This window comes from Massilia sp. GCM10023247 (assembly GCF_042653325.1).
GTDB lineage: Bacteria > Pseudomonadota > Gammaproteobacteria > Burkholderiales > Burkholderiaceae_D > Telluria.
Genome location: NZ_JBHSIB010000022.1, coordinates 60,486 through 73,213 on the forward strand (window position 1 = coordinate 60,486; position 12,728 = coordinate 73,213).

At 66.7% G+C, this 12,728-nt stretch carries 10 protein-coding genes; 3 read left to right on the forward strand and 7 right to left on the reverse strand.

All coding sequences use genetic code 11. From position 1 onward, the window contains the following. Positions 1 to 9 precede the first annotated feature (9 nt). A complete protein-coding gene (gene pmbA, locus ACFPAH_RS17060; RefSeq protein WP_379747678.1) occupies positions 10 to 1,362 on the reverse strand; it encodes a metalloprotease PmbA in 1,353 nt (450 codons plus the stop codon). A gap of 95 nt (positions 1,363 to 1,457) precedes the next feature. Here pmbA and yjgA point away from each other — a divergent pair, with 95 nt between their 5' ends. The 3 genes from yjgA to ACFPAH_RS17075 are packed head-to-tail and all read left to right on the forward strand — an operon-like array spanning position 1,458 to position 3,347. Beyond that, positions 1,458 to 2,054 (forward strand): ribosome biogenesis factor YjgA, encoded by a 597-nt coding sequence (gene yjgA, locus ACFPAH_RS17065; RefSeq protein ID WP_379747680.1) that lies wholly within the window; start codon positions 1,458 to 1,460, stop codon positions 2,052 to 2,054. Next, a complete protein-coding gene (gene mog / locus ACFPAH_RS17070) occupies positions 2,035 to 2,682 on the forward strand; it encodes a molybdopterin adenylyltransferase (protein WP_379747682.1) in 648 nt (215 codons plus the stop codon). Before yjgA ends, mog begins: the two co-directional genes overlap by 20 nt. Then, positions 2,679 to 3,347, forward strand: coding sequence for an alpha/beta hydrolase (locus ACFPAH_RS17075; protein ID WP_379747684.1), 669 nt, complete (start codon positions 2,679 to 2,681; stop codon positions 3,345 to 3,347). The genes mog and ACFPAH_RS17075 overlap by 4 nt, the downstream gene beginning before the upstream one ends. Positions 3,348 to 3,382: 35 nt before the next feature. Here the strand turns inward: ACFPAH_RS17075 and ACFPAH_RS17080 are convergent, their stop codons facing one another. The 6 genes from ACFPAH_RS17080 to ACFPAH_RS17105 form a co-directional block, all read right to left on the reverse strand. Then, positions 3,383 to 4,048, reverse strand: coding sequence for a response regulator (locus ACFPAH_RS17080; RefSeq protein ID WP_379747686.1), 666 nt, complete (start codon positions 4,046 to 4,048; stop codon positions 3,383 to 3,385). A gap of 5 nt (positions 4,049 to 4,053) precedes the next feature. Beyond that, on the reverse strand, positions 4,054 to 5,721 hold the full coding sequence (locus ACFPAH_RS17085) for a sensor histidine kinase (protein ID WP_379747688.1): 1,668 nt from the start codon (positions 5,719 to 5,721) through the stop codon (positions 4,054 to 4,056). 141 nt (positions 5,722 to 5,862) lie between these two features. Then, a complete protein-coding gene (locus ACFPAH_RS17090) occupies positions 5,863 to 6,393 on the reverse strand; it encodes a hypothetical protein (protein WP_379747690.1) in 531 nt (176 codons plus the stop codon). Between the two features lie 55 nt (positions 6,394 to 6,448). Continuing rightward, positions 6,449 to 7,066, reverse strand: a complete 618-nt coding sequence (locus tag ACFPAH_RS17095) for a hypothetical protein (protein WP_379747692.1) — start codon at positions 7,064 to 7,066, stop codon at positions 6,449 to 6,451. A gap of 200 nt (positions 7,067 to 7,266) precedes the next feature. Then, on the reverse strand, positions 7,267 to 9,594 hold the full coding sequence (locus ACFPAH_RS17100; RefSeq protein WP_379747694.1) for a hypothetical protein: 2,328 nt from the start codon (positions 9,592 to 9,594) through the stop codon (positions 7,267 to 7,269). Between the two features lie 11 nt (positions 9,595 to 9,605). Beyond that, positions 9,606 to 12,716: a hypothetical protein gene (locus ACFPAH_RS17105; RefSeq protein ID WP_379747696.1), complete on the reverse strand. Its 3,111-nt coding sequence runs from the start codon at positions 12,714 to 12,716 to the stop codon at positions 9,606 to 9,608. Positions 12,717 to 12,728 lie beyond the last annotated feature (12 nt).

Sequence of the window (12,728 nt, forward strand, 5' to 3'; positions counted from 1 at the left end):
GGTACCGTTTTATTCGCCTGCGATGACCATCTTTTCGATCAGGATCGAGCCCGTCGATTTGTTGCCGCGCGCCAGCACGTCGTTGCCGACGCCGACGACCTGCTGGAACATCTCGCGCATGTTGCCGGCGATCGTGATTTCCTCGACCGGATACTGGATGACGCCGTTCTCGACCCAGTAGCCCGAGGCGCCGCGCGAATAATCGCCGGTGACGTAGTTCACGCCCTGCCCCATCAGCTCGGTCACCAGCAAGCCGGTGCCCATCTTGCGCAGCATGCCCTCGAAGGTGTCGGCCAGCTTCGTTTCATCCGAGGTAATCGACAGGTTGTGCGAGCCGCCGGCATTCCCCGTGGTCTTCATGCCGAGCTTGCGCGCCGAGTACGAGGACAGGAAGTACCCCTGCAGCACGCCATTGTCGACGACCTTGCGGCGCACCGTGCGCACGCCTTCCTCGTCGAAGGGAGAAGAACCGACCTCGCCGATCAGGTGCGGGTCTTCGACGATCTGGATGTGGTTCGGGAACACGCTCTTGCCCAGCGTGTCGAGCAGAAAACTCGACTTGCGGTAGAGCGAGCCGCCCGACACCGCCTGCACGAAGGCGCCGATCAGGCCGGCGGCCAGCGGCGCCTCGAACAGCACCGGGCAGGTGCGGGTGTTGAGCTTGCGCGCGTTCAGGCGCGCCAGCGCGCGCTCGGCGGCGTAGCGGCCGACCGCCTCCGGCTTGGCCAGCTTTTTCGGGTCGCGCGCCGAGGTGTACCAGTCGTCGCGCTGCATTTTATTGCCCTTGCCGGCAATCGGCGCCACCGACATCGTGTGGCGCGAGAACGGGTAGCCGCCGATGAAGCCGCGCGTGTTGGCGGCGACGAAATGCGATTGCTGCACGTAGACGCTGGCGCCTTCGCTGTTGGTGATGCGGCGGTCGACCTCGAAGGCCGCGTTCTCGCAGCGCTGGGCCAGTTCCACCGCTTCCTCGGTGGAGATGCGCCATGGGTAGCACAGGCGCAGGTCGCGCGGGTTCATTTCGAGCATGTCGGCGTCGGGCAGGCCGGCGGCATCGTCTTCGGCGGTGAAGCGGGCGATGTTCCAGGCCGCTTCCACCGTGGCGCGCAGCGACGCTTCCGAGAAGTCGGAGGTGCTCGCGTTGCCGCGGCGCTGGCCGGCATACACGGTGACGCCGATGCCCTTGTCCTTGTTTTGCTCGATGGTCTCGATCTTGCCACGTCGTACCGACACCGACAGCCCGCTACCCTCGCTGATCTCCACCGACGCATCGCTGGCGCCCTGTTCGCGGGCAAACGCAAGGACGTTCTGCGCCAGTTCCCGCAACTGGTCCTGGGTGTGGGTAAAAACGGTGTCGTTCATGTGTGTTTTTCGTAGCGAGCCGTAAAACAGTTATCATAGCAGCCGTTTACTGTTTTCACTGATCGGCAGAGCGCCAATCGGATCATCCAAATACCATGCCTAATCCAAACCGCGGCTCCGTGGGCTTCCAGTCCAACGAGTTCGAGCAAGAATACGAACGCCCATCGAAGTCCGAACTCAAGCGCCAGATGGACGAGTTGCAAAAGCTCGGGGCGCAACTCGTTGCCGAGCCGCGCGACCGCGTCAAGCGCGTGCCGATGCCGGAGGACGTCAAGGAAGCGATCCTGATGTGCCAGACCATCACCAACCACGAGGGCCGCCGCCGCCAGCTCCAGTTCGTTGGCAAGAAGATGCGCAGCCTGACCGAAGAGGAAGTGGCCGTCATCCAGCGCACCATCGACAGCTGGAAAGGCGCCTCGAAGGCCGAGACCGCCGCGCTGCACGCGCTCGAGCGCCGCCGCGAAAAGCTGCTCGCCGACGACAAGGCGCTGACGGTGCTGCTGGAAGAGCATCCGGAACTCGACGCGCAGCAACTGCGCACCCTGATCCGCAACGCGCGCAAGGAGCAGGCCGACAACAAGCCGCCGAAGGCCTACCGCGAACTGTTCCAGATCCTGAAGGACCTGAGCAAGAAGGCGAAGCCGGCAGCGCAAGACGACGAGGCGGACGAGGATGAGCCAGCAGACGAATAACGGACAGCCGGCGCACGAGCTGGTCATTGGCCTGGTCTCGGTCTCCGACCGCGCCAGCGGCGGCGTCTATGAAGACAAGGGCATCCCGGCGCTGCAGGACTGGCTGGCTTCGGCCATCACCACGCCTTACCGGATCGAGCCGCGCCTGATTCCCGACGAGCGCGCGCAGATCGAGCAGGCGCTGGTCGACCTGGTCGACCAGGCCGGCTGCCACCTGGTGCTGACCACCGGCGGCACCGGCCCGGCGCGGCGCGACGTCACGCCCGAGGCGACGCTGGCCATCGGCACCAAGGAGATGCCGGGCTTCGGCGAGCAGATGCGCCAGATCAGCCTGCGCTTCGTGCCGACCGCGATCCTGTCGCGCCAGGTCGCCGTGATCCGCGAAACGCCTACCCATGCGGCGCTGGTGATGAACCTGCCGGGCCAGCCGAAGGCAATCAAGGAAACGCTGGAGGGTTTGCGGGACGCGGACGGCAAGCTGGTCGCCGGCGGCATCTTCGCCGCCGTCCCCTACTGCATCGACCTGATCGGCGGCCCGTATATCGACACCAATCCGGCCGTGACCACCGCCTGGCGCCCAAAATCGGCGCAGCGCCCGGCCACGCCACCCTCCCAGGAAAACGCATGAGCGATCTGCTGCAAAACATCGAAATCGAGACCGCGCCGAACCCGGCCGCCGCGATCATCTGGCTGCACGGCCTGGGCGCCGACGGCAACGACTTCGTACCGCTGGTGCGCGAACTGAACCTGCAGGGCTTGCCGGGCATCCGTTTCGTGTTCCCGCACGCGAAGACGATTCCCGTGACGATCAACGGCGGCTACATCATGCGCGCCTGGTACGACATCACCGGCGCCGAACTGACCCGCCGTGAAGACGAGACCGGCCTGCGCGACTCGCAGCGCGACGTCGAGGCCCTGATCGCGCGCGAAAAGGCGCGCGGCATCCCGGCCTCGAAGATCATCCTGGCCGGCTTCTCGCAAGGCTGCGCGATGACCCTGCAGACCGGCCTGCGCCACCCGGAAAAGCTGGCCGGCATGCTCTGCCTGTCGGGCTACCTGCCGCTCAACGAAAAGGTCGCCCACGAGCGCACCGAAGAGAGCATCGACACCCCGATCCTCATGGCCCACGGGCGCCAGGACCACGTGGTGCCGTTTATCCGCGCCGAACAGTCGCGCGACGTATTGAAAGGCCTGGGTTACCAGGTCGAGTGGCACGAGTACCCGATGCAGCATTCGCTGTGCTTCGAAGAGGTGCAGGACATCTCGGCCTGGCTCAGGAAAGTACTGGCCTGAAGGCTTGACCGCGGCCGCGGCCTGGCGCGCTCGCGTCAGGGTTTCACGAAGCCGTTCTTGACGGCGTCGACATACAGCTTGAGCCGGTTGTCGACCTCGAGCTTCTGGTAAATCGAGGACAAGTGATTGCGCAGCGTGTGTTCGCTCATGAACAGCATGCGTGCCAGTTCGCGGTTGCCCGCACCGGAAGCCTCGACCACCTTGCCCACGATCTCACGCTCCTTCGGCGTGAGCGTGCCGTACTTGTCCCTGCCGCCCGCGCCATCGCCTCTGACTCCTCGCTGGCGATCGAGCAAGCGTCCGCTCGTGGCGCGGTCGACCCAGAGTTCTCCCTGTCCGACGCTGCGGATTGCGCGCAGCAGCAGCTCGGGTGGCGCATCCTTCATGACCAGGCCACGGGCGCCCTGGATGATGGTGTCGTCCAGGCGGCGCTCGTCGCGCACACCGGTCAGGACCAGGATGCGTGCTGGGCACAGCGCGAGCAGGTCCGGAATCAGCGCGGCGCCATCGCTGTCGCCTACCTGCATGTCGAGCACGATCAGGTCAGGCTGCAGGCTGCGCGCCGCCGCCAGCGCCTCCTCGGCGCAGTGCGCCGTGCCGGCCACCTCCATGGCCGGGCGCTGGCCGTCGATCAGCTGGCGCAGCCCCCAGACGACGATATCGTGGTCGTCGACGAGCAGTATCCGCAGGGGCATCGTCATCGGGCTCAGAGCGGAATCGCGATGCGCACGAGCGTGCTCGGGCCGGCGGCCGCCCGCACCTCGATCTCCCCGCCCAGGGCCTGTACCCGCTTGAGGAGCGAGCGCGGCGAAAATGCCGGGCATGGATCGGCGCCATCGCGCGGATTCCCGATGAGGATATGCAGCCGGTTCGCCTCGCAGGACAGGGTCAGCGTGCACTCGCGTGCGCGGGTGTGCCGGTGCACGTTGCTCAAGCCCTCGCGGACGATGTGCAGCACCTCGGCGGCAAGGCGGTCGCCCAGCTCCAGGCCGGGCTGCAGGCTGAGCCGGACCGCCACGCCGTGGAACTCCTCGAAGCGGGCGGCGATGTCGTGCAGCGCGTCGGCCAGCAGGCTGCCGCAGGCCACATGGTGCCGCTCGAGCTGGCCGACATAGTTGCGCAGGTCCTGGACGACCGCGCTGGTCATTTTCAGCATCCTGTCGAGCGGTTCGGCGAGCGCATGCGTGTCGGCCACCTGGGTGCGCAATGCGCTCAGGCCGATGCGCAGGCCGATATAGGGCTGGATCGCCGTGTCGTGCAGGTCGGTGACGATCCGGCCGCGCTCGACCGCCGCCGCACCCGAGGCCAGCCCGTCCAGTGCACGCACGTGCTCGATCAGGCGGAACACCTGCTCCACGGCCTGCAGGAAAAAGACGGCGTCGCCGCGGCTGAAGCGGCCATCGCGGGCAAGCAGGTAGATCCTTCCCTTCTCTTTTCCGACACGCAGCGGCGCCGACATCCAGGCAGGGGCATTGAGCAGGCCAGCGACTGCGGCGCCGTCGATGGCGGCTTCGGCAGCCCAGGCGCCGGCGGCCGGGTCCCAGGCTTGCAGGCGGCCCGTGTGCCACGCGCGGGACTGCCAGGTGAATACGCGCCCCTCGTCGACGGTGGGCGCCAGCGCGGCGCACAGTTCCTCGGAAATGCCGTCGGGCTTGCCGGATGAGGTGGCGCTGTACTCGCGCATGGTCTTGGCGCCGGCGTCGTCGCGCAAGACGACGATGCAGGCATCGGCGTCGAAGAACCGGCGCAGTTTCGTCATCGCGAGCACCCAGCCCTGCTCGGCCCCGAAGCGGGGATTGGACAGGGCATTGAGCTCGCGCAGCAGCGCCAGGCGCCGCTTGGACGCCAGTTCGGAGCCGCCCCACATCGCAATCATCGAACCCAGGCAGATGAGGAAAAAGACGCGCAGGAAGACCGTCATCGCTTCCGGAACGCCATGGCCGGGCGGGCCGAGCGAGAGGACGGCAAGGTACATCGCGGCGCTGGCGAAGGTGATCGCGATGCCGGCCTTGAAACCCTGGCGGAACGAGGCGGCGAGGATGGCAAAGAAGTAAAACAGGAACACGCCGCCGATCGATGGGTCGGTCACCGTGGTCAGCAGGCCATACCAGGCGAGGTCGGCCCAATAGATGTGGCGGTCGATGCCGGGATGGCCGTGCAGTTGCGGCAGGCCGAACAGCAAGACGCTGTAGAGCAGGTAGGCCGCGATGACGGCCCAGGTCAGGTGGTGGGAACTGACCTGCCCCGGGATGTCGATCAGGTAGGCGACCAGCACCGCGCCTGCGAGCGTCAGGCGAATCGCCGCAATCAACGAAAAATTACTTTCGAAAGCGAAGTCGCCCTCGCCTGCGTGCCGGGTCGGTTGTGGTGTCATCAGTTGGACATGGAAGGCCGTAAATACGACCCGTCGCCCAATTTACCCACCCCGAGTGAGAATTGCAAGAATACTATTAAACGTTGTCGGAAATCGGTAACACGGAACAAGGGGGAACCGTTTGGTTCCCCCTCGATTGCATCAGAGGACCGGCGTATTTGGCAGATCCGTAGATTGAATGCCGTGGCGCACCGACAGCATGCCGATCTCGGAACCCTCCACCTTTGCCACGCTGGACCAGGTACCGTCGTGGCCTTGCTCGCCCGGGCAACCTTCACCCACGACCGGCAGGGTGCCCTCCAATACAGGCGCCGCTTCCAGATTCACCGTTGCCAGGTTGAACCCGGTGATCTGGCTTTTGAGGCGCGCGTCGTAGGCAACCGTATCGCCTACGACGTAGACCTCGGTATGTTTGACGTTATGCTCCCGCTCGCCCCGGGTGCCTTCGCCCGTCGTCCAGGTGCACACCGCCTTGTAATCGGTGCTCAAGCGATAGGAAAAGCTCACAGCGGCCGCATTTTTCTGCAGGGCGGCGTTATTCCAGCCGAAGGCCAGCTGGACGTCTCCTTTGCCGACGAAGCCGCCGGTGAGTGGGTCGTAGGCGACGGCGGCGCTGGCGAACGAGGTGACGGCGGCCAGGCCAAGTGCTGCGGCGATATGCGACATTTTCATTTGTTCTCTCCCAGTTGGTATATGAAGGCAGTGGTCTGCCCGTTTTGATATTGCGTCACCATCGTGGTGGCGCGAGGTCGCCGGGGCGTTGGCCCGGCGTGTCGCCCGGCCGGGTGCCGGCGGCAATGCCGGGCACCGCGGTTGGCCGAGCTGGAACCGTACCGTTTCGGGACAGCTGGGCCGCCCTGAATCGTTCGATGCTCGATTTCATGGCGGGGTCGCTGCCGGCGCGCGCAACGACGCCGCTTGCCGCGCCGCGCTCAGTGAACTGGGCCGCGCCAGCGTCGGCCGCCGCGAACACCCGGTCGCCGGCACGTTGTTCGACCAGGTCGCCCGGGCGCGCGCCGGGCTGCGGGCGGGCGAAAGGATCGGTGGCTTGCCTTGCCTGCTGCGCACGCAGGCGCGCCGCGCGGAAGCGCGCGATCTGGTCGCGCATCTGTTCGCGTGGCGTGGCGGCCGCGGCCGGTGCATCGGCGCGGCCGGCCGGCACAGGGTCGCGCATCGACCAGGCATCGCCGAAACCGCCCGTGCTCGTGCCGGCGGCGCGCTGTGCTGCCGCGACCGGTGCCGGCAAGGCGTTGCCCGCAGCGGCGCCGTCGAGGGGCGCGGCGGCGCGGCGCTCACATCCCGCAAGGACACACAACAGCACAATGGCGGCAAGACGCAAGCCCATTTCCATCCCCGGTTTTGATTTAATTATTGTCAAACCCAGTGTAGGTGCGCCGGGTCGGGCACGCCAAGGGACGATCGGGCTGTTTTATGCAGTACGAATGTACTAGGCAGTTCCGGCAGCGGCAGCGCTGGCGGCGCGCTCGCCATCCTGCACCGCATCCGGTCTATTTGCCGTTGTCACATTGATTTCCGGTCCAGTATTTAGAACACCGCACGTCCCCAGTTGTCGCTTTTGACCTGCGGCCAGCCCTTGGCCGCAGTGAACAGGTCGTCGGTCAGCTCGGCGGCGGTTTTCAGGCGCGGGATCGGCTGCTTCATCGCCTTGGCCAGCAGCTTGAAATCGGCCGCGAATACACCGAAATCGAGGTACTCGCGGGCGCCGAGCTTTTGCAGCGTGTAGAGCGTCGCATCGGCGACCTGCTGGACGTTGAACAGATGTTCGGCGCCGAACGGGATGCGCTGGGAAAGCATGCGTGTCTTTACCACGTGCACATACGTGATCAGGCGCGAGTCCTTGGCGACCTTGACCATTTCGGCCGCCACCGCGGCGTTTTTCGGCACCAGGAAGGTCGTGAAGGCCTGGCCCTCGGCAAACGCGTCGGTATATTCGAAAAAACGCTTCAGGAAGCGTTGCTCGACGACATGATCGAGCTCGAAGAACTGGCGGAAGCCCTTGACCTTGGCCGCCTGGCGCCCGAGCGTGGCGTAGTTGCCGACGCCCTTGCCGATGATCTTGTCGTAATGGGCGATGTGCTCGGCCGTCATCGTGCCCGGCACGCTGTTGCGCTTCAGGCTGCCGCGGATGACCTTTTTGTAATCCTCGCCGAACAGGGTCCTGCAATACTTGTCGACCCAGGGATTGCGGCTTCCCGATCCCAGCCACTGGAGCGGGTCGGCGCCGTTCTTGCCCGCCTTCGCCAGGTATTTGTCGTATTCGAAGCGCAAATACTGGTTCTGGAAGGTCTTGCCGTCGCTGCTCAGGAGCGACGCGGCGCGGATGTCGTCGATGGCATTGCTGACCGTCTCGTCGGCAGCCTTGGCCTGGGCGATCCCCTTCTGCAGCAACTGCGCCGCCTTTTCGCTGGCCTGGGCAGCATCCTGTGTTGCGGCCAGCACGTCGAGTACCGGATCGAGGATCTTTTCGCGCTCCGGTCCGGCAAGCGCGTTGAGCTCGCGCACCAGGCGGTTGCCGCCGACCCGCGACACCACCTCGTCGGCCTGGCGCATGGCGGCAAGCGCGACCCCGTTCGAGGTCTGCATCGCGCCGGCGATCGATTCGGCCCCCTTGAGCGCCTTCAGGCTGGCACGCGCGCTCGCTTTCGCGATCAGGATCGGCGCGCCGGAGGCGACCAGCGACAAGGCGCCGTAAGCGACGATCTCGGCATGGCTGACCTTGTTGCCCCAAAAATCCTTGCCGGTTGCGCACATATAGGCGAGCTGGCCGAACTGGTAGAGGTCGCCGATGACGGGGATGAAGCCCATGGCGGTCTCGACCACCAGCTGCGCGGCAAGCACGAGGCTGGTCTTGCTCGTGTCGGGCACCTCGACCTGCTTGAACGAGTCCTTCGAGAACAGGATCGGCGCGCCCTGCGCCGGCACGTTGGCTGAATTGCCATGGCGCCGCGCAAAGACAAGGATCGGCCTGGTCGAGGACGCCTCGACCGGCGTAACCTCGATCTTGACGTTGCCGTCATGCTCGATGAAGAACACCTTGATCCCGGCGCTGGGCAAGGCCCTGTAGGCAAAGCAGCCGGGACGGTTCTTGTCCTTGACCTCGATGGTCAGGTAGAACCCGTTGTCCAGCGCCTGGAACAGGACGCCCTGCGGCTGGGGCAGCACCAGGAGGCCGGTGGCGATCTCGGCCCGGTCCCGGTGCTCGGTGAGCTTCTTGAAATCGAGCTCGCCGCTGGCGTCGTAATCGCCCTGGTCGATCGCCTCGGCACGCTCTCCCGGCAGCACGATGTGGGGCTCGCCGATCGAGGACATCATGGTCGAGGGGTCGAACAGGTCCGGCATCAGCGAGGGGTTCTGGACCCGGAAGATCGTGACCTTCGGCTCGAGATACACGGGCTCGTATCCCTCGTAGTTGGACAGCACGGCCGGCTTCGTGAAGCGCGGCGGCGGCACGTGGTGGCCGCTGTGGCAGGCGCAGCCGCCGCCCCCTCTTCCCATGTCGGCGCTGCGGAAGGTCGGGAGCTGCCTGGAAGCGGGCTGGGGGACCCAGAAGGTGGGGAACTTCTGCGTGGGCGGCGTCTCTTCGATCGCCGTCAGGCGGTCGACCGCGATCAGGAGCTGGGGCGCGCGCTCGCGGGTCGGCGGGACGTAGTGCCAGACCACCGGCGCCATCCCGCGCTCGCGCCACCAGCCCTTGCGCCCTTCTGTGAAGACATAGCTCCGTTGCCCGCCGGTGTTGGTGTCGGTCAGCGTGAAGCGCGCCTTGCCGGCGGCAGGGTCCTCGAATTCCTCGACCTGGAGCATGCCGTCGAGGAAGGGCATGATCGAGTACTTCTCTCCGTCCTTGACCTTCATCGGGCGCCCGCTCAGGCCGGCGTCCAGCTGCCGTCGGGCTGGCGGGTCCAGGCGGGGAAGCTGCCGTCCGCGCGCAGCTTGACGAGGTCGGTCGGCACGCGCACGTCCCAGGGCGCGCCGGTCGCCACCTCGGTGCCGGGCCGGCCCAGGCGTTCGGCGAGCTCGTCGCCGATCGGCAAATACAGGTCGTCGGTGACGGTGGGCAGCGGCCCGCCGAACCAGGGCTCGCCGAACAAGCGGAAATGGTCGACCGCGGCCTCGAAGCCGGGGCGCACCGGAACGACCACGCGCGCCGCGCCCGCGCGCAGGAATTCCTCGAACGCCCAGTCGCCGTCCTGGATCGTCAAGCGGTCCACCCAGCGCGAGCGCCGCCCCCAGAAATAGGGATAGGTGACCCAGCTCATGTTCGACCATTCGAAGGCCTGCTCGAAGAAGCGCGCATAGGCCCCTTCCGCGCCGGCCTCCACGAAGTCGATGTCGGGCAGCCCGTCGGCCGCCTCGCGCACGGCGGAGAACAGCCCGAAGTGCTGCTCGGTGAGGACCGAGATGCAGGCGCGCTTGAGTTCGGTGGCGATCGACTCGTAATTACGGGCCGCCGACCGGCTGGGGATGTCGACCGGCGCTTCGGCCTCGAGCGCCGCGAGCTTCGCTTCGTATTCCGACTGGCGGGCGCGGTAGGCGTCCATCAACACGGCATGGGTTTCGGCCTGCCACAGCTCGTAGGCGCGCGGCGTCGCCTTGCAGACGATCTCGACCGCCAGCGCGATATCGCCGACCCGGTCGGTACACATGGCGAAGGGAACCGATCCCGTCTCGCCCGACAGGTTGGTGAGCCAGACCCAGTCCTTGCCCTCTTCGAAGCGGTAGGCCTGGCGGCCGACCACGGTATCGACGCTCCAGTCGTCCCAGATGGCGACGGTGATCCCGACATTCGCCTGATAGGCCTCGTAGCCGTCCGGAACCTGGATGCGGGTCGAGGTGGTGAACTCCTGATCCTCGTCCTCGCCACCCGTGTTGAAGTCGTAGGTCTCGGTCATGAACGGCAAGGGCGGCGGCTTGATGCCGGTTGCCTGGTAACGGACCACCCAGGCCTGATAGGTGTCGGGCGCCAATGCCTTCGGCTCGAGCGTGAACGGCAAGGGCTCGACCAGCTCGATCGCCTCGGCGCGGTTGCGGCGGAAGGCCGCGAGCAGCAGTGCGCCCGGTTCCGGCACGGTCAGGTCGTAGATGGCGCGCTCGCCGTAGTTATAGACCTGCGCTTCGTAGATTTTGTTGACGAACTGGTAGACGCCGACCACATTGGCCGAACCCGGCACGCTGTTGTCGAAGCCGTGCCGGTTGATTTCCTCGATCGCGAGCAAGGTGCGGGTCGTCTCGCGCCGCAGCACGCGCTCGACCACCCGCTCGCTCGCCCGCTGGGTGACCTCCCGGCTGATTGTGCTCGCCGCCGAGCTGGCCTGCTGCTCGCGCCGCGACCAGCTCGCTTCGCCGCTCGCTTCGAAGTCGATGCCCGGCCCATAGCTTCCCGAGATCGTCAGCGAGCCGCGGGCGGTGGCCTGCTCCTCGATCGCGCGTTGCGATTCGCGCCGCATCTCGAAGCGGTCGGTGGTCTGGAGTTCTTCCTCGGTGGTGGTTTCACGTTCGGTCTCGCGGACGATCGTGGTCTCGGTTTCCATGCGCCGGGTGTGGACCCGCTCGCGCTTCTCGCCGCGCAGGACGTTCTCGATGTGCGAGACGTCGGCGGCCTCGTAGCCCTTCAACTGCTGGCGCACGATCAGCAAGTCCATCACCCCTGCCGGCAGGATGTCCGCATGGCTGGTCGGCACCGACTCGGGCAGTGCCGGCGTTTGCGTGTCCGCGATATCGACCAGCCGGCCCGGCGTGGCATGGATGATTTCCGCCAGCAGCGTGTTCGACAAGGCAACGAGCGTGTTGCCGACCCGGCGAAAACTTTGCGGCACCAGCGGCTTGACCAGGCCCTGCGCCTGCTCGTGAATCGACCTGCGCTCGGCCAGCAGCGCCGCCACCGTCGTCGACAGCGGCTGCCCGGTATCGAGGCCACGCTCCTTCAGGGCCGCCTGCGTGGTGTCGCTAAGCTTGCCCACCGCTTCCCCGCTCAGCTGGAGGATAGTCTCGCTGGCGGCTGCATTGAATGCCGCCCGCCCCGTCAGGGCCAGGCGCGCGCCCCGCGAGACGGTCAGCGCCGGCCCTGTGCTCGCCAGCCGTTCGAGCCCGAGCGCGCCGGAGGCCGCGACCACGGCGGGCATGGCGCCGCTCAACTTGGCCAGGTCGCTCTCGTGCGACACCAGGGTCGCGCCGGCGCTGCCCACGGTCGCGGCAAGCACCTTCTGGCGGACCTCGAACTCGCCTTCAAACAATTTCTCTGGTCGGAACCGCTCGGGCGGCAGGCGCCCGGCACTCTCGACGGCGGGCTTGGCCGTGAACGCGCCCGGACGGATCGCCGACAGCTCGGCGAGCGCCGCGTCGACCGCCCCGTAGCGCTCGGCCAGGGTTCTGAGTTTGCCGGAAACACTGTCGGGCGTCCCGCGTTCGGGACGAGGACGCGGATGCACGATGCCGTCCGGAATGCGCAGCGGCCGGCGCCGTGCCGCCAGCAGCCTGGCCCGGTCTTGCGGGAAGGCCGTTTGCTCGGCGCGCAGGCGGATGAGGTCGAGGATGCGCAGCGCATCGGCGAGGCGCGCGATCGGCTCGCCGTGCAGCCTCGGCGCGAACTTGATCGCGACGATCGAATCCTTGAGTCGCGCCAACTGCTCTTGGGTGTCGGGCAGGGCAATGAACGCGGCGGCGCCTTGCCCGAGCACGTCGGCGAGAATCGTGTCGAGTTCGCCGGGGGTGACGGTGCCGGCAGGGCTCGCCAGCGCAGCATCGATTGGTGCCGCGATGCGCTCGAGCGTCTCAAGAAAAGGATGCGCTGCGCCGCCATGGACGAAGCCGTCCGTTTTCGCGAAGGCTTCGGCCAGCTGATGACGCTTCACAGGATCGACCGCGGCGTCGGCCAGGCTGGCCTGGAAGTCGGAGCCGGTGCCGAGGCCGATCGACCCGACCTCGTGGGCGAGACGATGCGCGCGCCGGATCTGCGCGAAGCGGAACAGGTCTTCCATGGTGCGCCTTTC

Excerpts from the sequence above, each read along its gene's own strand:
- yjgA (WP_379747680.1), top strand. The coding sequence starts at position 1,458 with ATGCCTAATCCAAACCGCGGCTCCGTGGGCTTCCAGTCCAACGAGTTC.
- ACFPAH_RS17080 (WP_379747686.1), bottom strand. The coding sequence starts at position 4,048 with ATGACGATGCCCCTGCGGATACTGCTCGTCGACGACCACGATATCGTC.
- ACFPAH_RS17090 (WP_379747690.1), bottom strand. The coding sequence starts at position 6,393 with ATGAAAATGTCGCATATCGCCGCAGCACTTGGCCTGGCCGCCGTCACC.
- mog (WP_379747682.1), top strand. The coding sequence starts at position 2,035 with ATGAGCCAGCAGACGAATAACGGACAGCCGGCGCACGAGCTGGTCATT.
- ACFPAH_RS17100 (WP_379747694.1), bottom strand. The coding sequence starts at position 9,594 with ATGAAGGTCAAGGACGGAGAGAAGTACTCGATCATGCCCTTCCTCGAC.
- ACFPAH_RS17085 (WP_379747688.1), bottom strand. The coding sequence starts at position 5,721 with ATGACACCACAACCGACCCGGCACGCAGGCGAGGGCGACTTCGCTTTC.
- pmbA (WP_379747678.1), bottom strand. The coding sequence starts at position 1,362 with ATGAACGACACCGTTTTTACCCACACCCAGGACCAGTTGCGGGAACTG.
- ACFPAH_RS17075 (WP_379747684.1), top strand. The coding sequence starts at position 2,679 with ATGAGCGATCTGCTGCAAAACATCGAAATCGAGACCGCGCCGAACCCG.
- ACFPAH_RS17105 (WP_379747696.1), bottom strand. The coding sequence starts at position 12,716 with ATGGAAGACCTGTTCCGCTTCGCGCAGATCCGGCGCGCGCATCGTCTC.
- ACFPAH_RS17095 (WP_379747692.1), bottom strand. The coding sequence starts at position 7,066 with ATGGGCTTGCGTCTTGCCGCCATTGTGCTGTTGTGTGTCCTTGCGGGA.